Origin of the sequence: Halobacillus yeomjeoni, from assembly GCF_020171525.1 — a bacterium.
Taxonomy (GTDB): Bacteria; Bacillota; Bacilli; order Bacillales; family Halobacillaceae; genus Halobacillus; species Halobacillus yeomjeoni.
In genome coordinates, this window is record NZ_JAIVAI010000001.1 from 765,651 (window position 1) to 790,801 (window position 25,151).

Annotated in this window: 27 protein-coding genes; 5 read left to right on the forward strand and 22 right to left on the reverse strand. The window is 43.7% G+C overall.

The genetic code is table 11. The features are described from left to right. Positions 1-43: 43 nt before the first annotated feature. Positions 44-694, reverse strand: coding sequence for a YneB family resolvase-like protein (locus LCL89_RS03935; RefSeq protein WP_197316012.1), 651 nt, complete (start codon positions 692-694; stop codon positions 44-46). A gap of 325 nt (positions 695-1,019) precedes the next feature. On the opposite strand from LCL89_RS03935, the gene lexA reads away from it, so the two are divergent. After that, a complete protein-coding gene (lexA, locus tag LCL89_RS03940) occupies positions 1,020-1,643 on the forward strand; it encodes a transcriptional repressor LexA (RefSeq protein ID WP_197316011.1) in 624 nt (207 codons plus the stop codon). 366 nt (positions 1,644-2,009) lie between these two features. Here lexA and LCL89_RS03945 read toward each other — a convergent pair whose 3' ends face one another. After that, positions 2,010-3,218, reverse strand: a complete 1,209-nt coding sequence (locus tag LCL89_RS03945; protein ID WP_224807849.1) for an MFS transporter — start codon at positions 3,216-3,218, stop codon at positions 2,010-2,012. A 113-nt stretch (positions 3,219-3,331) separates the two neighbouring features. Between LCL89_RS03945 and LCL89_RS03950 the strand changes: the two genes are divergently transcribed. Further along, on the forward strand, positions 3,332-4,150 hold the full coding sequence (locus LCL89_RS03950; protein ID WP_197316009.1) for a helix-turn-helix domain-containing protein: 819 nt from the start codon (positions 3,332-3,334) through the stop codon (positions 4,148-4,150). A gap of 140 nt (positions 4,151-4,290) precedes the next feature. Beyond that, on the forward strand, positions 4,291-4,677 hold the full coding sequence (locus tag LCL89_RS03955) for an SET domain-containing protein (RefSeq protein WP_197316008.1): 387 nt from the start codon (positions 4,291-4,293) through the stop codon (positions 4,675-4,677). A 107-nt stretch (positions 4,678-4,784) separates the two neighbouring features. Here the strand turns inward: LCL89_RS03955 and LCL89_RS03960 are convergent, their stop codons facing one another. Beyond that, a complete protein-coding gene (locus tag LCL89_RS03960) occupies positions 4,785-4,982 on the reverse strand; it encodes a cold-shock protein (RefSeq protein WP_014641831.1) in 198 nt (65 codons plus the stop codon). Between the two features lie 358 nt (positions 4,983-5,340). Here LCL89_RS03960 and LCL89_RS03965 point away from each other — a divergent pair, with 358 nt between their 5' ends. Next, a complete protein-coding gene (locus LCL89_RS03965; protein ID WP_197316006.1) occupies positions 5,341-5,916 on the forward strand; it encodes a general stress protein in 576 nt (191 codons plus the stop codon). A gap of 147 nt (positions 5,917-6,063) precedes the next feature. On the opposite strand, the gene LCL89_RS03970 is transcribed toward LCL89_RS03965, so the two are convergent. From LCL89_RS03970 to hpaE, 16 genes are all read right to left on the reverse strand, one after another. Continuing rightward, the gene (locus LCL89_RS03970) at positions 6,064-6,429 is read right to left on the reverse strand and encodes a VOC family protein (protein ID WP_224807851.1); all 366 of its coding nucleotides are present in this window, start codon (positions 6,427-6,429) and stop codon (positions 6,064-6,066) included. A 146-nt stretch (positions 6,430-6,575) separates the two neighbouring features. Continuing rightward, positions 6,576-6,911: a GNAT family N-acetyltransferase gene (locus LCL89_RS03975; RefSeq protein ID WP_224807852.1), complete on the reverse strand. Its 336-nt coding sequence runs from the start codon at positions 6,909-6,911 to the stop codon at positions 6,576-6,578. Between the two features lie 48 nt (positions 6,912-6,959). Continuing rightward, the gene (locus tag LCL89_RS03980; RefSeq protein ID WP_224807855.1) at positions 6,960-7,646 is read right to left on the reverse strand and encodes a VOC family protein; all 687 of its coding nucleotides are present in this window, start codon (positions 7,644-7,646) and stop codon (positions 6,960-6,962) included. Positions 7,647-7,806: 160 nt separating this feature from the next. Further along, positions 7,807-8,829, reverse strand: coding sequence for a DUF2332 domain-containing protein (locus LCL89_RS03985; protein ID WP_224807857.1), 1,023 nt, complete (start codon positions 8,827-8,829; stop codon positions 7,807-7,809). A 41-nt stretch (positions 8,830-8,870) separates the two neighbouring features. After that, complete coding sequence (locus LCL89_RS03990; protein WP_197316002.1) at positions 8,871-9,452, reverse strand: GDSL-type esterase/lipase family protein; 582 nt, start codon at positions 9,450-9,452, stop codon at positions 8,871-8,873. A 139-nt stretch (positions 9,453-9,591) separates the two neighbouring features. Then, positions 9,592-9,816 (reverse strand): hypothetical protein, encoded by a 225-nt coding sequence (locus LCL89_RS03995; protein WP_224807858.1) that lies wholly within the window; start codon positions 9,814-9,816, stop codon positions 9,592-9,594. 151 nt (positions 9,817-9,967) lie between these two features. After that, on the reverse strand, positions 9,968-11,299 hold the full coding sequence (glnA, locus tag LCL89_RS04000; RefSeq protein ID WP_197316000.1) for a type I glutamate--ammonia ligase: 1,332 nt from the start codon (positions 11,297-11,299) through the stop codon (positions 9,968-9,970). Positions 11,300-11,323: 24 nt separating this feature from the next. After that, positions 11,324-11,728 carry a MerR family transcriptional regulator gene (locus tag LCL89_RS04005; RefSeq protein WP_197315999.1) on the reverse strand — a complete coding sequence of 135 codons (405 nt, stop codon included), beginning with the start codon at positions 11,726-11,728 and terminating at the stop codon, positions 11,324-11,326. A 140-nt stretch (positions 11,729-11,868) separates the two neighbouring features. Next, positions 11,869-13,131, reverse strand: a complete 1,263-nt coding sequence (locus LCL89_RS04010) for a methionine gamma-lyase family protein (RefSeq protein WP_224807860.1) — start codon at positions 13,129-13,131, stop codon at positions 11,869-11,871. A 16-nt stretch (positions 13,132-13,147) separates the two neighbouring features. Beyond that, on the reverse strand, positions 13,148-14,383 hold the full coding sequence (hflX, locus tag LCL89_RS04015) for a GTPase HflX (protein WP_197315997.1): 1,236 nt from the start codon (positions 14,381-14,383) through the stop codon (positions 13,148-13,150). 75 nt (positions 14,384-14,458) lie between these two features. Next, a complete protein-coding gene (locus LCL89_RS04020) occupies positions 14,459-15,400 on the reverse strand; it encodes an AAA family ATPase (protein WP_224807862.1) in 942 nt (313 codons plus the stop codon). Positions 15,401-15,566: 166 nt separating this feature from the next. Then, positions 15,567-16,484 (reverse strand): 2,4-dihydroxyhept-2-ene-1,7-dioic acid aldolase, encoded by a 918-nt coding sequence (gene hpaI / locus LCL89_RS04025; protein ID WP_224807864.1) that lies wholly within the window; start codon positions 16,482-16,484, stop codon positions 15,567-15,569. A 30-nt stretch (positions 16,485-16,514) separates the two neighbouring features. Next, complete coding sequence (locus LCL89_RS04030) at positions 16,515-16,973, reverse strand: flavin reductase family protein (protein ID WP_224809561.1); 459 nt, start codon at positions 16,971-16,973, stop codon at positions 16,515-16,517. Positions 16,974-17,009: 36 nt separating this feature from the next. Beyond that, positions 17,010-17,990 carry a 3,4-dihydroxyphenylacetate 2,3-dioxygenase gene (hpaD, locus tag LCL89_RS04035; RefSeq protein ID WP_224807865.1) on the reverse strand — a complete coding sequence of 327 codons (981 nt, stop codon included), beginning with the start codon at positions 17,988-17,990 and terminating at the stop codon, positions 17,010-17,012. Between the two features lie 12 nt (positions 17,991-18,002). After that, on the reverse strand, positions 18,003-19,478 hold the full coding sequence (gene hpaB / locus LCL89_RS04040) for a 4-hydroxyphenylacetate 3-monooxygenase, oxygenase component (protein WP_224807866.1): 1,476 nt from the start codon (positions 19,476-19,478) through the stop codon (positions 18,003-18,005). A 24-nt stretch (positions 19,479-19,502) separates the two neighbouring features. Beyond that, positions 19,503-21,020, reverse strand: coding sequence for a 5-carboxymethyl-2-hydroxymuconate semialdehyde dehydrogenase (gene hpaE / locus LCL89_RS04045; RefSeq protein ID WP_224807867.1), 1,518 nt, complete (start codon positions 21,018-21,020; stop codon positions 19,503-19,505). A gap of 163 nt (positions 21,021-21,183) precedes the next feature. On the opposite strand from hpaE, the gene LCL89_RS04050 reads away from it, so the two are divergent. Then, on the forward strand, positions 21,184-22,116 hold the full coding sequence (locus LCL89_RS04050; protein ID WP_224807868.1) for a LysR family transcriptional regulator: 933 nt from the start codon (positions 21,184-21,186) through the stop codon (positions 22,114-22,116). Between the two features lie 13 nt (positions 22,117-22,129). On the opposite strand, the gene LCL89_RS04055 is transcribed toward LCL89_RS04050, so the two are convergent. The 3 genes from LCL89_RS04055 to LCL89_RS04065 form a co-directional block, all read right to left on the reverse strand. After that, entirely contained in the window at positions 22,130-23,722 is a 1,593-nt protein-coding gene (locus LCL89_RS04055) for a sodium:solute symporter family protein (protein ID WP_224807869.1), read from the reverse strand. Between the two features lie 282 nt (positions 23,723-24,004). Next, positions 24,005-24,385, reverse strand: coding sequence for a 5-carboxymethyl-2-hydroxymuconate Delta-isomerase (locus LCL89_RS04060; RefSeq protein ID WP_224807870.1), 381 nt, complete (start codon positions 24,383-24,385; stop codon positions 24,005-24,007). 13 nt (positions 24,386-24,398) lie between these two features. Further along, positions 24,399-25,136, reverse strand: coding sequence for a fumarylacetoacetate hydrolase family protein (locus tag LCL89_RS04065; RefSeq protein ID WP_224807872.1), 738 nt, complete (start codon positions 25,134-25,136; stop codon positions 24,399-24,401). Positions 25,137-25,151 lie beyond the last annotated feature (15 nt).

The window sequence follows — 25,151 nt, forward strand, 5'->3', positions numbered from 1 at the left end:
AGACAAGTGGCCTGTGACCCTTGTCTTCTCTATCCTAACTTTCTTATTCATTATTTTCAAGTGAAACGTACTCTTGATACCTTCGATGGACAGTGGCTTTAGATACATCATACCCAAGCCCCCTCAATGTAGCTGCAATATCATGGAAGCTAAGCTTACTATTTCGAAGGCGGACGACTTCTTCTATAGGAAACTCTTTTCTTTCCCTGCCCGGGGCATGGTGTTGATTAGACAAGTTGGCAGCGGGATTATACCCTTCCTGAACAGCCTTCCTCATGCCCCGGCGAATTTTCATATTATGTATCTTCCTTTGATATTCTTCAACGACCCCTACTATTTGCAAAACCATTGAATCTGACTCCGACATCTCCAACTCCCCTTCGTGGGATAAGGAATATATAGAAATTCCAAGTTTATTCAATTGATGGAATAAGGCGATTTTCGTGTTCCCCCGTCCAAGCCTCGTTTCATCCTGAATAAACAGGGTATCCGCTTCCTGGTTGGAGAAATATTCAAGTACGCGGTAGATCCCTTCGCGTTCGATATCATACCCGCTTGCTTGTTCTTCAATACAATCGATGATCTCCATCCCATGTTGTTCGGCCATTCTTGTCAGTTCAAGCTTTTGTCTATTCAATGAAGATACTTGCGTTTCTTTTTCCGTGCTGACTCGGCAATACAGGATTACTTTCATGATGACTGGTCTCCTCTTTTCATAGTACGACTAAAAGGATAATACAAGTTATCCGGTTGTGACCATAGAAAAGTATAGTAATGCTAAACTCGCTACGAACAATACTAGATAAGTGACATCAAGTTTTGATAGTTTGTTGAACATTTGATAGACCCTCCATTTTTTAGAACGAACGTTCCTGAGAACTTCTGTTCGCCTTTTGTTAACTCCAATTATATACGAACATAGGTTCTTGTCAACCGTTTTTCTCGAACGCTTGTTTGTATTTATAAAATATACATGGTACAATGTGGTTACTATAATTCTATGTACGAGGTGGCATTCTATGAGCAAACTTTCGAAGCGGCAGCAAGAAATACTAGATTTTATAAAAGAGCAGGTATTATTGAAGGGGTACCCACCTTCAGTACGGGAAATCGGTCAATCCGTCGGTCTCGCATCCAGTTCTACAGTTCACGGTCATCTATCAAGACTTGAGAAAAAAGGGTACATCAGAAGAGACCCGACAAAACCGAGAGCGATCGAAGTCATTGAACTGGAGGAAGACCACAGTATCCCTAGAAGTGAAGCAGCCTACGCACCGGTAATCGGTAAAGTTACCGCCGGTTCGCCTATTACTGCAGTTGAAAACATAGAAGAATATGTGCCGCTTCCAGATACTTTGGCTGGGTCAGAAGAAAATACGTTCGTATTGATCGTACAGGGAGAGAGTATGATCGAGGCAGGTATTCTTGACGGTGATATGGTCGTTGTGAGGCAGCAGCAGACTGCTCAGAACGGAGATATCGTCGTTGCTATGACTGAAGATGAAGAAGCGACAGTCAAACGTTTCTTCAAAGAAAAGAACCATATTCGTTTACAGCCTGAGAACGCCACCATGGAGCCGATTATCTTAAATGATGTTTCTATACTAGGAAAAGTCGTCGGCCTCTACCGAACAGTCCATTAATAAAAGAGAGGAAGCAATGCTTCCTCTCTTTTATTTTTTGCATCAAGCCTGGGTTTTATGCTTCATTATCCCGGCTGGTCTCTTGCTTAGCACCTTTTTCACGCTTTAGAGCCTTCAGGTCCTGTTTACTTTTGTTCTTCGCTTTTTTACCCATAAATATCCCTCCTTCTTCTCTAGTTTGTTTTATTTTTGAGATCTGATTACGTAACATCCACTTTTTAATAAGCATTTATGCAGCACATATTCTGTCATGACACTGGTGTATAGTGATTTTTAAAAAACGTCTGCTCATGATTTTGATGGAGCATTTACTCTCGGAGCTAAGACATAGCTCAAAGCATAAAAAGCAGGTTTTTATAAAGGATACTATAGTGAAACCGAATTGGAATCCACCCCCATCTGCTGGTAGTCTGACACTTTTTTTATGACAGACGTCTGCAGGATTCCCCCTGATATGAGAAGGATAGCAACAGTGATAAATAATCCACTACCATCAATTGCTGTCATCAGTAACCCTCCTAAAAAAGGCCCTGTGGATCTGGATATATCCCAGTGCAGCCCGAAAAGAGCGAAATATTTTCCTTTCAATTGATCAGGTGCCAGAATGCTGACTTGTGTTTGCATCGCATTCAAAGTGAAGATTGCTCCCAAACAGAACATAAGCTGTGATAAAATAAAACCCACTATGTGATAGGACAACCCAAATCCAAGTGACGAAATACCGTAAAACAAGTATCCCATTTGAATCACTCGAATCCTTGGCATCGGTTTCACTAATCTCACTAATAACACTTCAAACCCGATGAATATAAAAGTGCTCAACGTCTCAAGTAGAGAAAAAACAACCAGGTAATTCAAAAGGTTCTCCTTTAAGAATATCGGCCAGTTCGTTTCCAACTGGGCATGGTAAAGACTTATGGGTAACATCGCCATCCCCAGCCACCATAATATTTTAGAGGGGGATTGGCTTTTTTCCTGATTGTTGGAAACCTTTTTCGAATTCTCACCTTCTTCCCTGGGAAGGAAACGGAAACATAGCAGCCAATAGCCAGCTAGGAGCAAAGATGAGACCACAAACAATAACTGGTGGTTGAATTCCACAAACCCTGCACTGATTGCCGGTGCTGTCAAAGCACCTATACTGGATGCGGTACTTAATAAGGCGAAAGTTATTGTTTGTTTATGTAAAGGCACAGATTGTGAGATGTGTGCTCTTGAAGCTGGAATATACACAAACCGGCCGATCCCATTAAGAACCGCCAATACCACAAACATCCATAAATCTTCGGCGAAAACATAACCTGAAATGGCGACAAACTGGAAAAGCAGTGAATTCAATAACACCGTCCTCCTCCTCCAGCGATCGATGACACCACTGAGAGCTATAGTGAGGACAATCTCCGTCAGGGGCTGCACACCGATCACCAACGTTGTAAGCAGCAAGTTTTCATCAAAGTGCTCGTACATATATAAAGTAAGGAAGGGTAAGAGCACAATGGAATTGAAAGACAGCAGCCCATGACCTATTGAATGAAGCCAAATGATTCTTGAAACATCTTTAAAGTATGATATCAAACGAACCCTCTCCTTTTTCCATATCAGTAACCTAAAGTGTATGGAAAAAAAGACGTTCACTCTATTCACTTCTTGCCTGATGACAGGCAAATCTTGCGGAGGTGGTCAACACATTGGAATTGCGTCTAGACTTAAACCACACAGGCGTCTTATTGTTCGATCTACATAATGGAGAAGCAGATGAAGCTCATACACACGACCACTTTCAAATGAGTGTACCGATTTCCAACGAACTATCTGCTTTTCACAACTATAAAAAACAGACACTGGCTGAAAATCAGTCCCTCCTCGTCCCTCCTGGTGATCGCCACCAGCACGAAGCTAAAGGGGACCATAATCGAATTATGTTAATCAGTTTCAATCAACATATTTTGTCTAAAGTGTATGAACACCACACAGGTGACGCACTTAGCGTGGTAGACTTCCATCCCATCCAGGACACGCCTCCTCCTTTATTGAAGGCCGCTTACGGAATGTTTCAATCCGCTTCAATGGAAGGTGTGGATTCGGCTTTCTCCTTAGAGGAAAAGCTCGCTTTTTTATTGTTGGAACATACCAAAGGTTCTCACTCAAGCCTCTGGGAAGCCAACCAACGTACATCGGTCCCATCAAACAATGAGGTCGCGGCCAGACTGAAGGAATATATACAGAGTCATTATGATGAAGAACTGTCTCTCGATCGTTTGGCATTAAAAATGAACATCAGTAAATACCATTTGCACCGCTTATTCAAAGCATCTGAACGAATGACTCCTCTGGAATATTTGCACTTGATCCGGATCCAGAAAGCCGGTGCTCTCATTAAAAATCATTCCTATGACATGTCTACAGCAGCGTATGAAGTCGGTTATCAATCCTTAAGTACATTCAATCGTGTGTTCAAAAAAATTCACAATGTCTCCCCTACTCAGTTCAAACGAATGAACCGCTGATAAGCTGTGAGTATTCAAAAACACCACTCTTCGATGGGGTAGTTTTATGTATTGAAATGAGACTAAGGTTGCTTTATTGCTTCATAGCTGTCAAACTAAGGTGGAATAGGATTCGTTGCAGGAAAGCGCAGGTGACTAACATGATCGAAATCAAAACAACGGCCCTTACAAATGAAGATGACTTCAGTCGAGGCGTATTTGCGAAAAGAGATATTTCCAAAAGCGAGTTGATCCACGAAGCTCCTGTCATTCCATATCCGAATGAGCAGCACGATAAGATTGAAGAGACATTATTAGCGGATTATGCCTTTCAATATGGCGAACACCATACCGCTTTCGTCTTAGGGTATGGCATGATGTTTAATCATTCATATACTCCGAACGCCAACTATAAAATCAATTTTCAAAATGATATGTTCGAGTTTTATGCATATAAAGACATTCCAGCCGGAGAAGAAATTTTAATCAATTATAACGGCGAAGTTGAAAATGATTCCCCGTTATGGTTCGACGAAGATGAAGAATAAACAGTAAAAGAGCACCCTTCCCGGGTGCTCTTTTTTTGTCTATCCGTGACTATAGAAAATTGAACATAAAAAAAGACTTCCCGTTAAGGAAGCCTTTTGGTTCGTATTTATCTTTGAACGTTTGCTGCTTGTGGTCCACGGTTACCTTCGACGATTTCGAAAGATACAGTTTCGTTTTCTTCAAGAGTTTTGAAACCTTCGCCTTGGATTGCAGAGAAATGTACGAATACATCGTCTTGACCTTCTACTTCAATAAATCCGAAACCTTTTTCAGCGTTGAACCATTTAACATTACCTTGTAACATGTTGTTACCTCCTGCGTGGAACTCATTCCACATGATATTACTATTTTTGCTCTGCATATTCATTCAAGACAAAAGTCACTTACTCGTTCCTTCTTCTTTCATTCCTAAACGAACAAGAATAATTAATTACAACTCTACATCCTTTATTTGGCAAAGTCAACCCTACAAAGAATTTTTTTCAAGCTCAGCAATTTTTGTTATATCTCTCTAAAATCTATTGTGTTTATTGATCTTTCCCATACCAACCCTTCTATTGTTGTATGGTTTTAAATTACCTTTATATGACATATATAGATTATTTTAGTTTATGGCGGGTATTGAATAAGTGAGAGACTTATTCAAAGGAGGATTTTTATCTATGGAAAAGAAAATTATTGGCGGAGTTTTTTCTCATGTAGGAGACACAGAAAGAGCTATTCAGCAATTGAAAGAACAAGGCTTTGAAGCGAAAGACATCTCAGTTTTTGCGAAAGATAAAAACAAGGTGAATGTGATTGAAGATGAAACAGGTACCCAAGTTACATCCAATAAAGGTGGGAGAGGAAAAAATTCCGGTAAAGGGGCAGGTCTTGGAGCGGCGTCAGGCGGAGTCCTGGGCGGCCTTACAGGATTAGTTACAGGCCTTGGATTACTGACGATCCCTGGAATCGGTCAACTGGCAGCTGCCGGCCCTCTTGCAGCGACCCTAACTGGTGCTGGAGTCGGAGCTGGTGGCGGAGGAATAGTCGGTGCCCTTGTAGGTGCAGGGATGTCTGAGGAAGACGCTAAACAGTATGAAAAATATTTGAAAGACGGGAAAACCATCGTAATTGTAGAAACGGATCAAAAACATGAAGATAAAGTGTACCGTACATTCTTATCGAACAAAACCGAAAATGAAAATATGTATCCTCGGGAGGCTGTCCAGGAAGAAACAAGCTCCCATCGAAGATAATAGGAATTAAAAAGTGAGGTGCTTTCTATCGCATCTCACTTTTTATTTTTCACCATACATTCCATCCGCTCTCTCCCACGCAGGTAATCTCGGGACTCTACACTGATTTAAAGCCAAGTTCACAGATCTTGTTTTGCATTCCCATTTCTATGAATTCTCTTCGATCATCTCAACACGATTACCGAATGGATCTCTGAATTCAAAGCGCTCGAAGCCTGAAATAGGTACAGATTCGTAGATTTCAATGTCATTTTCCTCAAGTACTTCTCTCCAATATGTAATATCATTGACCTGATAAGCGACATGAGCTTTCGTTTTCAAACGATCGAAATCATCTTCTGTCCCCACATGAACGTCGCGATCCCCTACATTCAACCAGAAGCCACCTCGGCCTTTCAGCACGTCAGGCTTTTCCACTTCTTCCAAACCTAAAAGATCACAGTAAAATTTCTTCCCTTCTTCTTCAGCACCCTTAGGAATTGTAATTTGAACATGATGGACTCCTTTGATCATATGTTGAACCCTCCTTGTATTTTTCTATATAAACTCCTCTAATGCCATTCATGTAAGCTTCTTATAAAAACCTGTCGCCTTACCTTCAAAGCCCCTATTTGAGTAATAAAGATGGGCATCTTTTCTTTCCGTCCGGTTTCCACTGTTCAACACGAGCATATCAGCATCTCGACTCCTGGCCCACTCTTCAGCTGCTTGCAGTAAACCTGATCCGGCCCCTGATTCCGAAAATCTTCATCTACTACAAAAGCCACATTTCGTACGTAAGGATTGTTGCGATTGTATGGGAGACCAAGAACCATACCGACCATTCCGACTACAAGACCACTCACTTCCGCCACTTGAGTGTGATAAGTGGATGTCATCGATATGTTTTTAAATCTATGCTCCATTTCTTCTACGGTTGTCGGGTACCCGAGGTGGCCCATCAATACTGACATCGGTTCGATGTCGCGTGCTTCCGCTTCTCTTATCAGCTGCAACACCTCCCGCTGCAAATATTTAAAGGTGGAAACGAGATCAAACGCTGTTTAAAAAGAATGAGTGATGGATGCTTCCCCTTCTTCATTGAGTTCAATGAAGTTCCCTCCGTTCACCTTAATCTTCAGAGGGTGAGTTTCAGCATGCTGCTCAGAAAAAATCCACCTTCTTCCTTGAGGTCCAAGCAACAGGAAAGCACCACTTTTGGTTTCACCTAAAAAGTTCAAAGTGTCCATTTCTAACGGCTCTCCTTCTCTCACAGGTAAGCCCATACCTTGAAGATGCCTTCCGACTGTCAATACATCGTCTGTCGTCAAACTCATTTCACTGATATTTAACAGGCGGGTTGGATGAAAACCCTCTTTTTTGTCAACAGGCGAGAGGGACTGCCTGGCGATCAGTTCCACAATGTTCCCTCCAGGATCCGTAAAATAGAAAGCCTTGGACTTTAAAAAATCAAAGTAAACGTCATCCTCCCCCTCCTCTTTGGACAAGGATACTTTCGCCTTCGCCCATTGCTTAGCATCTTCGAATTTATTGGAAGGGAGGTTGAAAGCAAAGTGATAGAAAGGCTGGCGATTCTTTAGTGTAGAATGGAACACCATTCTGCTGGAGCCTATTTTCATCTCAAAACTATGATCATTTTCAGATACCAATTCAAATTCAAGCTTCCTTATGTAGAAATCTTTCAGTTCATCCATGCGATTTGTGTATAGATGGACACGATCGATATGCATAATGACCCCCTCCTTTTCGTTATTTATTCAATGGGTGCCAAACTAATTAGCTCTTAGTTTGATTGCGCGCGACACCCTTCTCCAATTTGTATCTTCGAGACGATCCTAACGCATCAGCAGTAAGCCGTCTTCATTTTTTTAATCAAAAAATCCCCTCTTTTCAGGAGGATAGATGCCAATCAAACCAGCGACCATGACCATCTGTTTCCCCCATCACTTGTGAATGTTCATGCCCTTCTATTATTGAATCCACGTGCAGTTTCCGGTCATGAATATTGTTATACACATGAAAAATATCTCTTCTCCTGCCAATCTCCTGAATCGTTTTTAACAGCTTTTCTTTGACGAATTCAGGCATTTGATTTGCCACATGGGTATGGTAAATGCACAGTACACTTCCTTCCGGCGCATGACTCGCTTCTTCTTTTAGCAATGCCAGACCATCGCCTTCCAACAGTCTCGGCGAATGTTTCTTGAATTGGTCCACAGCTTGCTCAAACAGAACTCTCCGCTCCTCGTGTTCAGGCCAGATTAAAGCTTTTAACCATAGGCATTGTTCGGGATCCATCAAATCACTGATGTGTAAGTCGATCCCGACTCGAGAAGCCACTGGTGGACTTCCTTTCCTGAAGTGAGGCCTGGAACCGCGCCGGACCTCCGAGGCCAGATGGACGGGTGAATGTGGGTTCCCATAGGATTGCCCGTCCCCATATGAATAGCAATAGTGATCCCATAGCATTTGAAGTCCGGCGCTCGATCCGATTTCAATCATAGATAATGGAGCTCCCGTCTGCTCATGAATGTGACAAAACACTGGATAAAGGTAAGCGCACCTTCTGACTTCATTGGTCTGTACACGTTTTGTCTTCAGCAGGTTCTGAATCTCATTTTCATATTGCCGGCAAAAATCTTTGAAATGGGGAAAAGCGTCTTCTTCCTGTAAAGGACTTTCAACGAGGCTTTTATAATACCTCCTCAATGGATGGTGCGAATTATGTAATAAATAATGGACCGCGCCGAAGAGCAAATTCGGAACAGGCTGACCTTCTTTGGCGTTGGAGCATAATTCCAGCAGATCAGGATCTGAACCAACTTCCATCGATAGAGCTTTATATAACGGACTGGAACCATCACATTCCAGTCGCGCAAATTCAATGAAACGATTCGATAAGGCTGCTTCCATCTCCCACCCTTCCTCCCGCAAATAAGTTTTCAAATCTTGCATTAGAGTTGAATATCAGAATCAAGATCGATGCTTTGGAGTTTATCAACAATCATTGGAACCAGTACGTTATAGCCCTTTTCACCGAAATGAAGCCCATCATTGAGTGAGCCGTGAAGAATCTCTTTGTAGTCATTCATAGAAATCATTTCCGAAAAAAGATCGATACAGTCGCTCCCTGTTTCTTTTGACACTTCCTTCACTGCTCTCCCGTAGATTTCCAATTCATCATTCGTCCTTGCCACTTGCATATCTTCGTCAACAGGAGGAGGAGTGATCAATATTGATTTTGCCGGTTGGAGTCTCCGGACGATTTCTATGAGGTTGGCTTTATATGTATCGAGGTCTACCATTTTATGAAAGGCTGCATCGTTGCTGCCGAATAGAACGGTGACGACATCCGGGTCATGCTGTTGGACATCTTCTATGCGCTGAAGTGCATCACATGTATCTCCGCCTGACTTCCCTTCATTGAAAACTTCGAACGTTTCTAGCTGTTCAGCAAGTTTCGTCGTGAGCATGGATGTTGAAAACCCTTCTCTCCTCGCGGTAATACTGTCACCGAAACAGACTAAACGTGCCACTGTACCCCTCCTTTACCATTTTATTCTAGTATAAGTATTTCAAAGTTTTTACGGTTTCACAATCAAACCGCTCTTTTTAGTAAAAAAGAACCCTCTTCCGAAATGAAATGAGGGTTCTTGGGCTTAATCTGACTTATGATCATGCTCCTATATTCCGTCCACGTTTTTGAACAGGTAAAACAGACAGAACGTTTTCCTTTAAGAAACTTCTGACTTGGCGTTTTGAAAAACAATAAGCGAGGATGTGACTATTCCGTACTTCTATGATGCGCACCGTCCTTTGTGAAAGTTCCCCCTGTTTCGTCACATAGATCATTTCTAGTTTTATCTTTTCTTCCATGGACCGTTTATATAGTGTTTCCATTTCCACTCACCTCTTATCACGAACATTTGTTCTTATTTTTATTATATGAAAGAAGAGGTCGTTTGTATACTGACAATATGTAGGAATGAATTCTATTATATTTCACACGAAAAAAACCTCCGTCAGCATCCGCTGCGGAGGTTTAGTGAAATCAATACATTTGTAAATACTGTTCGCGCTCCCAAGGGTGCACTTGAGTACGGAACATATCCCATTCGATTTCCTTCGCTTCAATGAAGTGTTCAAACAGGTGCTCACCTAGAGCTTCGACCATGATCGGATCTTGCTGAAGCTCTACCAATGCATCGTAAAGAGTCGCCGGAAGGTCTTTGACCCCGTGAGCTTCACGTTCTTTTTTGTCCATGACATAGATGTTGCGGTCCACTGGAGTAGGTGCCTGCAATTTATTTTCAACACCATCAAGGCCTGCTGCCAGAAGTACAGCCATTGCTAGATAAGGGTTGGCAGAAGGATCGACGCTCCGGACTTCAATACGTGTACTTAAACCACGTGACGTCGGTACACGAACGAGTGGGCTGCGGTTACGTCCGGACCAAGCAACGTAACAAGGAGCTTCGTACCCCGGTACCAAACGCTTATAGGAGTTTACTGTAGGGTTGGTAATGGCAGTGAAATTTGTAGCATGCTTAATGATTCCTGCCGTAAATTGATATGCAACCTCAGATAGTTCCTTGTCTCCTTTTTCATCATAAAAAGCGTTTCCATTTTCATTAAATAAAGACATGTTCGCGTGCATTCCAGAACCGTTCACACCAAAAAGAGGCTTCGGCATGAATGTTGCATGAAGACCATGCTTTCGAGCAATCGTTTTAACAACAAGCTTAAATGTTTGAATGTCATCACAATGCTTCACCGCATCAGAATATTTGAAGTCGATTTCATGTTGACCTGGCGCCACTTCATGGTGGGAAGCTTCAATTTCAAAGCCCATTTCTTCAAGTTCAAGCACGATATCGCGGCGGCAGTTTTCACCAAGATCGGTTGGTGCAAGGTCGAAATATCCGCCTTTATCATTCAATTCCATAGTAGGTTCGCCTTTTTCATCCAATTTGAACAGGAAGAATTCCGGTTCTGTACCAATGTTGAAAGCAGAAAAACCAAGTTTCTCCATTTTCTTCAGGTTTCGTTTCAGATTATAACGAGGGCAGCCTTCAAATGGAGTCTTGTCTGGGTTGTAAATATCACAGATGAAGCGAGCCACCTTCCCTTTTTCAGAAGTCCATGGGAATACTACAAACGTATCGATATCCGGAACCAAATACATGTCAGATTCCTCAATACGTACAAATCCTTCGATGGATGAACCATCGAACATCATCATCCCTTCAAGCGCTTTGTCCAGCTGGCTTAAAGGAATTTCTACATTTTTAATCGTCCCCAACATATCTGTGAATTGCAAACGGATAAATTTTACGTTTTCCTCTTCAATCTTTTTATAAATCTCTTTTTTCGTTAAACCCATTCCACTTTCTCCTCTCAACATGATTTAATGGAAAAATCGAGATAATTCTCCCTGTCTGATTCCTAATTTCTTGTGATTTCCCGCGGTGAAAAGTTCTTGTTGCAGCATCCGACGAAGTTCTTTCTCAGATAGTTCTTTGTGAACCTCCTTGACACGACCTTCGTCAAACGTTTCATTCTCCGGCTGATCCTTCATCTTGAGGACTTGTTTAATCCCCGCCATATTGACGCCTTGTTCGATAAGATCTTTGATTTCCAAAAGCTTATCGACGTCATTGAAGGAAAATAAACGGCGGTTCCCTTCAGAACGAGCAGGATTAACAAGTTCATGCTGCTCATAATAACGGATCTGCCGAGCTGTAAGATCGGTTAATGATTGAACAATCCCCATCGGGAATAATGGCATAGAACGACGAATCTCATCACTCATCGATGTGCCTCCTCCCCATAAGAAATGATACTTTATATTATACGTCAAGCAGGAAATATGTCAACGAATGTAAGGAAAGTTTACATAAAAGGCGAATGCCTACAGTGTGGCTATAATCGGGGGAAAATCCCTCAACAGGATTACCCCTTTACGGTTTTCAACTTAACGACTTCTTCCTTTACGAGGCGCTCTACCGCTTGAGTGACAGCAATCTTGACATGCGCGTAAGTAAGCCCACCCTGAACAAAAGCCGTATAGGGTGGACGGATCGGTCCATCCGCTGTCAACTCAAGGCTCGCACCTTGAATGAATGTGCCTGCTGCCATGATGACATCATCGTCATAACCAGGCATAGGGCTCGGCTGCGGCAGGACGTGGGAATTGACAGGCGAGGCTTGTTGGATCGATTGACAAAAACGAACCATTTGATCAGCCGTTTCAAAATTGACGGATTGGATCAGATCCGTCCGCTTCGCGTCATAAGCCGGATTGGTGTTGAAGCCAAGAGAATCAAGGAACTTCGCTGTGAAAATGGCACCTTTCATCGCTTCTCCGACAACGTGAGGGGCCAGGAAAATCCCCTGGTACATCTCCTGCAGACTGTTCAAGCTCGCTCCTGTTTCCTTACCGAGGCCAGGAGCAGTCAAACGGTAACCGCAAAGCTCAATCAAATCTTCCCGCCCTGCAATATATCCTCCCATACGGGCAATTCCTCCGCCGGGATTTTTAATCAAGGAGCCTGCGATCAAATCTGCCCCCACTTCAAGCGGTTCACTTGTTTCCACGAATTCTCCGTAGCAGTTATCGACAAATACGATGACATCCTTCTTCACGTCACGAACCTTTTGAATCATCTTCTCAATTTCATCGATTGTGAAGGATGGGCGGTCTTCATACCCTTTCGACCTCTGAATCGCGACGACTTTTGTCTTCTCGTTTATCGATTGTTCAATGGCTTGGACATCAAAATCTCCTTCAGTCGTCAAAGGGACAGCTCGGTAACTCACTCCGAAATCCTTCAATGAGCCCGTATCTTTTTTTCCTTCTTTTCCGATGACATCATGTAACGTGTCATAAGGCTCCCCTGTGATATACAGTAGTTCATCCCCTGGACGTAACACACCGAACAAAGCGGTCGTAATCGCGTGTGTACCAGAAATGAGCTGTGGCCTGACCAGCGCATCTTCAGCTGAAAAAATTTCAGCATATAAACGCTCCAGCGTGTCCCTACCAAAATCGTCATACCCATAACCGGTCGTCGGATTAAAATGGGAATCACTCACACGAAGCTGCTGAAAGGCACGGAGAACCTTTTCCTGATTCGTTTCCACGATGCGGTTCACTTCTATATGCTTAGGTGCAATGTGTTCTTCCGTTTGTTGTTTCAATGTTTGTATATCCATGCTGTTGTTCCTACCTTTATAAAATCTGATGTTTGAGTGGATGCTCTGGATGGATGAATCCATGTAGAGCATATCCTTCTTTGTCTTCTAAAAAGTTCATCGAAGTGATGAGCGTATCCTTCTTGAATGTTTGAAGCCGCTTCCCTTCTGAAGCTGGTATGAAAAGATCATACTCATCCCATTCATCCTTCAAAACCAATTCGATATGATTCAAGATCCGCTTCAAATCAATGGGATCATGGACACTGACGGTGAGGGATGGATGGGCATCCGGAATGAAATCACCCTGAATCAAGTCCTTCTTATTATAAACCGTCAGCATCGGGAGGTGAGTGGCACCTAAATCATCCAATAGTTTCAGCACCGTCTTTTCCTGCTGAAGATGATCAGGGTGTGAAGCATCGACCATATGAAGGATGAAGTCCGCTTCCGTCACCTCTTCTAATGTTGAACGGAACGCTGCGATCAACGTCGTCGGCAGATCCTGGATGAATCCGACGGTGTCAGATACAAGCGCCTGGAATCCTGACGGGAGTTTCATCTGCCGTGTCAAAGGATCCAAGGTCGCGAACAGCAAGTCCTCTTCGAAGGAATCACTTTCTGTGACCCGGTTGAAGAACGTCGACTTCCCTGCATTGGTATAACCTACGATAGCGATTTGGAACGCGCGGTTCTCTTTGCGGCGGGAACGATATTGATCCCGTTGTTTTACGACGGAATCGAGACGTTTTTTGATGTCGTCAATTCTTCTCCGGATATGTCTGCGGTCCGTCTCAAGCTTCGTTTCACCAGGACCTCTCGTTCCGATACCTCCTCCAAGACGAGAAAGCTCCGTTCCCTGTCCAGCAAGGCGGGGGAGTAAATACTGTAATTGAGCAAGTTCCACTTGAAGCTTACCTTCTTTGGTGCGTGCGCGGCCTGCGAAAATATCCAGGATCAATTGACTCCTGTCGATAACCCTACGCTCCACGTAATTGGAGACGTTTCTCAACTGACCTGGAGAAAGCTCGTCATTGAAGATGATCACGTCAGCTTCGACTTCTTCAGCAGCTTCTTTGATCTCTTCCAATTTTCCTTGGCCTAAATATGTAGCCGGGTGGACCCGGTCGCGTTTCTGAGTCATGATTTTACGCACTTCTCCGTTGGCCGTCTCCGTCAACGATTGAAGCTCCTCCAAAGAAGACTGAAAACGCTCTTCTTTTTCCTGGGGATCTTTCCTTGCTACAAGTATGACTTGTTCTTTTTCCTTCATGCTAACACCTTCTTTTCTGCACCTGCATTCCTTTCCATCATACCAAAAATCAGGTCCAATAGACATCACGAACCATTAATGGTTTGTATTGGTATGGTTTAGATCAGAGAAATCCTCGACATGGAGCGTCATGAGTGCCGATTTTTTTTGATCCAGACTGCAGATCACGCGCCACGCATGCTTGCGGATGGCTTCCTCAATCACATTCCTCACATACCTTGCATTCGAAAAATTTCTTGAAGAATGATGGCACACAAAAGACAGATGCTGGTGAAGCTTACGTTCTGCATCTTTGGTAAGGCAGTATTCCCTTTCCTTCAGCATTTCTTGTGCGATGGCCCCCAGTTCACTGGCATTATAATTGGAAAAGGAAAGCTGGATGGGGAATCGGGAGGCTAAACCGGGATTGATTTTTAAAAAGTCTTCCATTTCTTCAGGGTACCCGGCCAATATGATGATCAATTCATTGTGGTGATCTTCCATGCATTTGACGATCGTATCGATTGCTTCCTTTCCGAAATCCTTTTCTCCACCTCTCGCCAAAGAGTAGGCTTCATCGATAAATAAAACACCACCGAGCGCTTTTTGTATCAAATCTTTCGTCTTTTGAGCTGTGTGGCCTATATATTCACCTACAAGATCGCTACGGTCCGCTTCAATGAAATGCCCTTTTTCGAGAACGTTCATCTCACTGAAGATTTGAGCCACCATACGTGCCACCGTCGTCTTTCCAGTGCCCGGGTTGCCCTTGAAGACCATGTGCAGTACTTGACGGTTGGACTTCAGGCCGATTTCTTCTCTTTTCTTTGCAATCAGGACCTGCGCATAAATTTCTTTTATTCGAACTTTCAAATCTTCCATACCTATAATAGTAGAAAAGAATTCATCGATTCTACGAAAGGGAGTGGCCGTTTTGGGTTTAGGTTGTGCTTGCGGGAGCTCAGCGGCTGCCGCTCGTGATTCATTCAACACGATGTTGATCTTGCCGGATCTAGCTGATTTTGCCTGCGATTGCACTTCTATCCCTCCTCGTTTCCATTCATCATACGCACGTGGAGAAATACCTGTGACAATTGCCCAGGGGAAATTATTGAGAAAATTCCTGCATCCCTCGTTTAAATGGAGGTTCATCAGATTGAGTCTCTAGTGAAAAAGGAACCCACAACGGGTTCCTCTTTCTGGTTTAAGCATATTGCAGGGAAACTCCATATTTCTCTAACGTTTCCTGTATTTCCTGCTGTAATTCTTTTGACGGCAGATCCATCGGAAGTCTTAAGACAGGTTCGATTTTGCCCATCATCCCCAGCGCCGCTTTCACAGGGGCCGGGTTGGTATCCTTAAATAAAACGTCGTTCAGTTCCATGAGTTCATAGTGGAGCTTTTGTGCTGTTTGGACATCTCCTTCGAACCAGGCATCATGCATTTGAGCCACTTTTCCAGGTAATACATTCGCGGTGGCGCTTACGGAGCCGACTCCGCCAATGGCAAGCATCGGATAACAGAGAAGTTCGATCCCCGAGAATAGAAGGAAGTCCCTCCCACACCTCTCGAGTACGCGATTGACATGTTCAAAATCCTTATTCGACTCTTTCACGCCGATGATGTTCGGACAATCCCGGTTGAGTTTTGCCAATGTATCCACATGAAGGTTGGTTGCCGTCCGCCCCGGGATGTTGTAAATGATAATGGGGATTTCGACGGAGTCAGCCACCGTTTTGAAATGTTTATAGAGCGCTTGCTGGTTGGGTTTATTATAATACGGGACTATGACCATCGCTGCATCAGCACCCAATTCCTCCGCTTTTTTAGTCAACCGCATCGTTTCCTGATGATTGGTCGATCCTGTTCCAGGCACAAACGGGACTCTGCCATTGATGGTTTTCATCGCTGTTTCCATCACCTGTTCTCTTTCTTCCAAGGTGAGGGAACTAGGTTCTCCGGAAGTTCCAGTTACGGATATTCCATGCGTACCATTTTCCAATTGAAATTGTATCAATTCCGCAAAACGATCATAATCGATATCATGGTTTGATTTGAATGGTGTAATGACAGGGGTGATCGAACCTTTTAGTCTTGATTTGATTTCAGTATAATCTTTCATTCTATTCCTCCTCAGCACTCCATTTGGTCTTCAAATCATCTGCTTATATTTTCCTTCAAAAAAAGTCAGGGGTTCGCCATCCTTGAGACTAAGGTTCATGACTTCTCCGACGTAAAGGGTATGGTCACCAGCTTCAAAAGTTTCATAGACGCTGCAAGCCATACTCACTAACGAATTCTCAATTACCGGCAATCCTTCAAAAATATCGAAATCGACTTTCCGCTCTTCTTTTATTTGTCCGGAAAAGATCATAGACATTTCCTTTTGAGAGCCTGACAAGATATTAACCGTAAACTTTTGAGATTCTTGTATGATTTTGTTCATTTTCGCGTCAGTCCCAACCGATATCAAGACCAGCTTCGGGTCTAAAGAAACAGACATAAAGGCATTCGCTGTCATACCGTGCACTTCTCCATCCAGTTCCGAAGCGATGACAGTCACTCCTGTAGCGAATTTCCCCATGGCCGTTCTGAACATGCGGTCATCCATATTGATCACCTCTTGCTTCATTTTTTCTTCCTGAGGTCATATAACAAATGTCGGTTTCCTCTTCTTCAACTTCGCTTTCTTTGTTTCTACTTTTTCAGCAGTGTGGACATTCAATACCTCCATCGCTTCATCAAACCAGCTATCCGGAGCCTCATGTCCCCAGAACGTCTGCCTCATTGGATCGTTCAAGTCCCATCGTACAGGCTTGAAGTCCGGATCACCGGTGAAATAATCTCCATTATAGAGTTCAATCCGATGCCCGTCCGGATCACGCACATAAAGGAAGAAGGCGTTGGAAAGTCCGTGCCGCCCTGGCCCCCTTTCGATATTGGGACCATATCCTAAAGAAGCTAAAACATCGCAGCCATGAATCAAACTCATAGGATCATTCAGCCAAAATCCTATATGGTGAAGTCTTGGTCCGGGACCATTCATGAAGGCGACGTCATGGACGCTTGGTTTCCGATGAAGCCAAGTAGCCCAGATGTTATCTTCTTCACTGGCCGTGTATTCTGAGCAGGCATACCCCAGTTTTCCAATATAATAGTCATGGGCCTGCTCCACATCTGATACCATGCAGTTGAAGTGATCGATCCTCTGCACTTTCGCCCCTTTATACAAATGATACTGTTGAAGCTTCCTTTCAACACTGTCCATTTGTGCATAGAATTCAACTGGTAATCCGGAGACGTCCTGATAGCGAAATGCTTTCCCTACCGCTTTTTGTTCCCCTTTATCCATCCACCTGATTTGGTTCCCCTCCTGCTCGAGTTTGGAGGCCAGGAATTCCAAATCCTCGTCTGATTTCACTTTGTAACTGATGACTTCAACGGATGGCGTATCTTTTTTCTTAAGGAGCAGGCTGTGGTGGTTGTGTTCTTCCAACCCTCTTAAATAAATTTCCGAATCGGTACTTTCTGTCTCAATAAAACCGAGGGCATCATAAAATTTTCTAGACTCTTCCAAATTGGTTACATGGAGTACGGCTCTGCCTGAACGAATAATATCGAAACTCATCGAATTCCCTCCTCACACTCTCGAAAGATTTGTTTTTGAAGGTTTTATATTTTTCAAGAAATCCTCTACATAATTTTTCATAGGTTCTTTGTCAAACTGGTCAAAATAGGTCATTCCCATTTTGACTGGGTCACCAAAGAAGTAATATTCATAATGGGTCTGCCTGTTCCCGAATGCACTCATCGTGACATCCCAGGCTAGACGGAACAACTTGACACGGTCATACCCGTTAAGGTTTTTCGATTGAAGAGCTCGGTCGATCAGAGGACCGATTTCTTCATGATGGAAGTCTGCTTCTGTAGGAATACCCATCATACCGGATGCCCCGAGGATACGAAGTATCTCTGTCATTCTTGGATAAACTCTCGGGTACCAGTTCCTCGCTGCATTCAAGGCTTCAAAATCCGGAGTCATCGTACCCCATCGATCCAGCTTCGCATTATGCTCCGCTTTGAATAAATGAGATTTCATATTTTCGAGGATGAGCATCACTTCAGTTCCTTTGTCCATGACGTGTTGGAACTTATCGATTCCGATCGCCTCCATGACACTCAAGATGACGCCTAGGACGAATTCGGTTTTGACGATGTTTTTAGCGACGACCTGGTGAGACATATGGACCACAGCATTCGTTTCCTGGAACGTGCGATTACATATGGACGAGTTCCCACAAACAAACACTTTCTCCCATGGCACAAAAACATGATCGAAATAAACGATGGCATCCCCTTCTTCAAACCGGCTGCTCAATGGGTGATCCCATTCATTTCTTCCATAATCAAACGACTCACGACTTATGAATTTAAGACCGTCAGTGTTGTTTGGCACTACGAAGGCTAATGAATATGGATCATCCAGCTCTCCAGCTTTTTTTACCGTTGAAGGGAATACGAGAATCTCATCTGTAATGCCGCCCTGGGTGGCCAGCAGCCTAGCGCCATCCACGATGATCCCATCCGAACGTTCCTCTACCAAATGCAGCGCAACATTAGCGTCTTTCTGCTCATGCTGGGCTTTTTCGCGGTTGACTTGGGGATGAATCAACGTATGGGTCAAGCTGATATCATTTTCGCGCGCATAGTCATAATAATTTTTCGCATTTTCAGCAAACATCGGATCCGCTTCTGCAAATAAATCGTTGGCTACACCCATCGCCATCACTTCTGCGTTCAAATAATCCGGGGACCGCCCCATCATCCCGCCTGATAGCCTGGCCCACTCCTGAATGGCTTCTCTCCTTTTGATCAAATCCTCAATGGACTCTGGACGGTAAAAGGTCATCCCTACTTTGTCTCCCGTTTGAGGCGACGTGTAAAGCATCTTCTCCGGTTTTTCATACTGCTTGTCATATAACTTCGCCATCGATTGGATCACATTTTTAAAAGCTGGGTGAGTTGTTGGATCATCGACTCGTTCCCCATGGATGTAGATGTTGTTTTTGGCTTTTTTTAAACGTTCGATATATTCAGCACCTGTTTTCGCTGGCATGTCATCTCCTCCTTATAAATGCTTTTATTTTCCAAACTGAGGGATCGGGTGTTCTCCTAAGGCGACGTGGATGACCTGTGTTTCTGTAAAGAATTCGAACGCATAGTACCCACCTTCGCGGCCGATCCCGCTATGTTTCGCACCACCGAACGGAGTACGCAGATCACGGACATTCTGAGAATTGATCCACAACATGCCTGCATCCACAGCTTGTGCGACCCGGTGGCCCCGCTGTAGGTCTTTCGTCCATACATACCCGGCCAATCCGTAACGGACATCATTCGCCTTTTCAATGACTTCCTCTTCATCTCTGAAAGTCATGACAGTAAGAACAGGTCCGAATATCTCTTCCTGAACCACCTTCATAGAATTGTCAGCATTCAAAAGAATCGTAGGCGGAATAAAATGACCTCGGCTGTATTCTTCTGGTACTTTCCCTTGGAAGACCCTGCACCCTTCTTTCTCAGCAAGCTCGATGTAACTGTTGACCTTCTCGTAATGATCGTTGTGAATCAAAGGACCAACTTGAGTCTCTTCATCCAATGGATCGCCGACCTTGATCTTGCTTACTCTTTCTTTTAAAGAGTCGATGAACTCTTCTGCTATATTTTCATGGACATACAACCTCGAATTGGCCGTACACCGCTCTCCATTGAAGGAGAATATCCCCCACGTACAAGCATCCAAGGCTCTCTCCAAATCCGCATCATCAAAAATGATGATCGGTGATTTCCCGCCAAGTTCCATCGAAAACCGTTTCAGTGAATCCGCTCCATTTTTCATAATTTCCGAACCCGTACTCGTTTCTCCTGTAAAAGAAATCAACTCCACATCTTCGTGGGCAACTAAAGAAGCGCCGGCTGTTTCCCCAAAGCCGTGGACGACATTGAAAACTCCCTCCGGAAGACCGACTTCTTCGTCGATGATTTGAGCAAGCTTGTCAGCGGTCAGCGGCGACCATTCTGCCGGTTTTAAAACTACTGTATTGCCTGTTGCCAGCGCAGGAGCGATCTTCCATGTTTCCAGCATGAATGGCGCATTCCAAGGCGTGATCAGACCTGCAACTCCTACTGGTTTATGGATGGTATAATTCAGAAAATCATCATCTACCCGGTAAGCATCCCCGACCATACGCGCGGAAACCATTTCGGCGTAAAACCTGAAGTTTCTGGAAGCACGACTGACCATTTTCTTCGTGAGAAAAATCGGCAGACCGGTATCATACGATTCCAATGAAGCCAGTTCATCGACATGCCGATCGATCGCATCAGCAATACGATAGACATAATCCAGCCGTTTTTGTAATTTCAAACTGCCCCATTCCCCTTTGAATGCTTTTCTTGCGGCTAGAACAGCTTTGTTCACATCTTCTTTTTGACCAGAAGCGACGGCATTGATTTTTTCATTCGTGAAAGGCTCCAAGTTTTCGAACTGCTCCTTGGATTCTGCGTCGACGAACTTTCCATCGATATATAGTTTGATATCCTTCGTACTCGTCTGAAGTGTTTGACGCAAGTCATGTTCGACATTTACACGGCTCATCATCTTCCTCCTCCTCGCATTTTGTAAGCCCCTACATTTATGTTTGCGAAAATTCAATAAACTCTGTATATTCAAATTATCACAGCCAAAAATATATTAAAAATATCTATAATATTGGATTTTTATATTTTTTTCATATACTCAAGGAGGTCTCGAATAAGGGATGGATTTAAAACAATTGCGTTATTTTCAAGCGGTTGCTGATGAGAAACAAGTGACGAGAGCTGCAAAAAAATTACATATGGCACAACCTCCATTGAGTCAGCAAATCAAACTGATGGAAGAAGAATTGAACATGAAGTTGTTTGATCGGCAGGGTCGTAGACTTGAATTGACCAAAGCAGGGGAAGCTCTATATAAAAAAGCTGCTGACTTGATCTCTTCATTTGATGAGGCAATCATTGAGGTGAAGGAAACGAGCGAAGGGATACGGGGAAAGATTTGCATAGGTGCCAACAAATCCTGCTTTTCCTACCTCCGTTCTGTTTTGAACCAATTCACCTTCAATTACCCTTCTATTACATACCAATTGCGTGAAGGGGATACGTTCCTTATGGAAGAATCGATCCGAAACAGGGACATAGAATTGGCTGTAGTCAGACTCCCGTTTCAATCGGAAGACTTTCACACCTTCCCTCTACCTTCTGAACCTTACGTCCTTGTAGTTCCAGACTCCTGGGAAATCAAGCAGACAGACGGGCAAGTAGGATTTGAAGTGTTAAAGGACATGCCTTTGATGCTACTTCATAGAGTCAAAGGTTCCGGTCAGTTCGAGCTCATCTTAGATGAAATCCGAGCGCATGGGGTTGAGCCTCATGTCGTATGTGAATGTCCAGAACCGACTATGCTCCTATCTTTGGTCTCTTCGGGCATGGGGGCTACGATCGTTCCATCATCGACTCTCAAGGCTTTCGAATTCAGCAATCTGAAAAGTTATCTCTTTATGGATATCAACATCAAAGCAGAGTCCGTGTTGATCTGGCACAAAGACCATTACACATCAAAAGCGTCTCAAAAGTTCATTCAAACTTTCAAAGACCGATATGATGGGAAATCCACCTCCAGCATAAAAGAACCGCAAGCCTCATATGAATGAGACTTGCGGATTTTTAACGCTCAGCAATTTTTTGATGGGGCCATTCTGTTCGAACGTGTTCTGTCTTGGTCTTTGTTTTCAAACTCACAATAATAAAAACAACGGTGGATAATGTAAGCGAATAGACAAGTGGATCGATGTGGGTCCACGGAAAAGGCAGCAAATAGTCTTTTCCGAAAAGGGCTTTTGACAGGCCGAACGCTGTCGACTGACTGCTTTTCAGAAATAAGAATCCAAACATGCTTGCACTGAATCCTGCGATAATACTGGCTTCTGCCCCTCTCTTGGACGAACCTTTCCAGAACATAGCACCTACGAGCGAAGGCAAAAATCCAGCGGCACAGATTCCGAACCAGAATGCTGTCGCCTGGGCAATAACTCCTCCCGGAAGAATATATGCGAGCATTATAGCTGCCACGATGCCGATCATTACACCAAGCTTTGCTGTATTCATTTTAGCAACTCTTCTTTTGAACCCTAACGTCCGCAGAATATCCTCACTGAAAGCAGCGGACTGGACGTGGATCAGTGAACTGACGGTGGAAATGGTGGCAGAAATCAAGCTCAAAGTGAATAAATAAACAAACCATTCCGGCATCAAGGAATTGATCAACTTCGGAATGACAAGGTCGATATTCCCACCCGCTGCTTCCATCGCCAGCTGACCTGATGTTTCCATGAAATAGACATTACTCAAAGGTCCGATCATATAAGCGGAACCAGCCATGAAAAAAATGAAAACTCCGCCTACGAGCACCGATCTGTATAAGGATTGATCACTGTTGACGGTCATGGAACGCAACACCAATTGAGGTTGAGCTAATACACCGATCCCGACTCCAAGAATAAGCGTACTGATCAATGTCCACCACATCGGTGAACCCGTATCCGGCATACTCATCCATCCATTATGTCCATTTTCAGCCAAAGCCTCCGGAACCTGATTTGTCAATGCTCTTAAAGCATGATGGCCATCCAATACACCGCCCACAGCATAATATGTAAGAACAAGGAAGACCGCCATACCAGCAAGCATGATCAACGCCCCGAAGGCATCTGTATACATGACTGCTTTTATTCCACCGGTGATGACATAAACACCAACAATGAAAGCGATCAGTAACAAAGCAATGTTGTAATTCAATGAGAGGCTTTCCTGGATGAACCTGCCTCCACCAATCAGTACGATACTCGTGTAAGCAGGCATAAAGATGAAAATCATGAGGCCTGAGAAAATGGTAATGAACTTCGACTCATAGTATTTTCCAAGGAAGGTTGAAAACGTGCTGGCGTTCATATGCAAGGACATTCTTCGAATCCTTTTTCCAAAAACGGCAAACGCGACAAAAATGCCTAATACAATATTCAGGAAGGCCAGCCAAAGCAGCCCCATGCCATAAACGGAAGCCACCCCTCCAAAACCGACCATTGCAGACGTACTGATGAAGGTAGCTCCATAAGATAATGCCATGATCAGCGGATTTGTGTTCCTTCCGCCAATCAAATAATCTTCCTGGGTAACCGTCTTTTTATAACCATAGTATGCGAGCAGGGACATGACGCTGATATAAACGATCAGAAGAGGAATGAGGATAGACAGATTCATGAATCTTCTCCTCCTTTCCCCCATATATAACATCCGTAAATGATACAGCCGATTGGTGCTGTTATCGTACCCAACCATGCAAAAGCGACCCAGTAATCTTCAATACCCAGCATGATACCCCTCCAGATTTTTATACAACACTTATAACCGACGAACAGTTGGTAAAGAAACAAAGAATAAGCTCGGCGCACACTCATGCAGGTACGGTGTTCAGCCTAACCAAAAGACACCCACTTCATAGTAAGCGTTTTCATTTTATTGTTTGTGATATGAAGGAAAAGGCTACTTGAAACGCTGGTGGATATTATTCCACTTGTATGTCGGACGTTGGAACTCAATCATTTCAAGTGATAATGCCAGATAATGATCCGTTACGTAATCTTGAAAATGCTCTTTCATCGTGCTGAGAATATTCTCACACGTATTTTCGATAACTTCTTCGCTTCGTCCTTTTCCTATTTTAACGATCGCATGTACAAACGCATCGTCTTCTTTACCATCAGCAATACAGTAATGACTGGTTTCATAAGCTCTGACCCTTATACCTCCTGTCGGGAAAGTATCGTTCTTCTCCACCAGTATTTGATTCACTTTTTCAACCAATTGCTGGATGTCTGTTCGGGATGACAGGTTATTTGTATATTCTAAAATGACATGCGGCATAAGCTCTCTCCCCCTATGCAATAACCGTATTTTTAAGCCTACCAAGCCCTTCGATTTCGGTCACGACTTCATCCCCGACTTTCGTATCGACTGTCCCCTTCGGTGTTCCCGTCAAGATCACATCATTCGGTTGTAAGGTCATGAAATCACTCAAATATTCTATTAATGTGGGAATATCAAAAATCATATCCTTGGTCGAACCTTCTTGAACGATTTCACCATTGATATAGGTGCGCAGCGTCAAATTCATCGGATTATCAATATCGTCTCTGCTTACGAACCAGGGACCCAACGGGGTACTGTCATCCCTGTTCTTCACACGGAGATTCGGCCTGTAGTAATTCTCCAAATAGTCACGGAAGGCATAATCATTGGCGATGGTATACCCCGCCACATAATCCCAGGCATCTTCCTTTGAAACATTTTCTGCTTTTTTGCCGATGATTACTGCTAATTCACATTCATAATGCATGTTGGTGACGTCTGCAGGTCGTTTTGTAAAACCGCGATGTCCGGTGAATGTGTTCGATCCCTTTAAAAAAATGAGCGGTTCTTCCGGTGCCTCAAAAGAAAGTTCACTGGCATGATCCTTGTAATTCAACCCGAGTGCAAAGCAGGTATGTGGTTCAACAGGGGGAAGCCAGACCACTTCATCCTCCTGCACGGACTTCCCATTTTCCAATTCCAATCCTTTATCAGTGATTTTCGCGTAATGAACGTGCCCTTGGTAGGCTACACGCGCTGTTTTCATTGACAGACCCCTCCT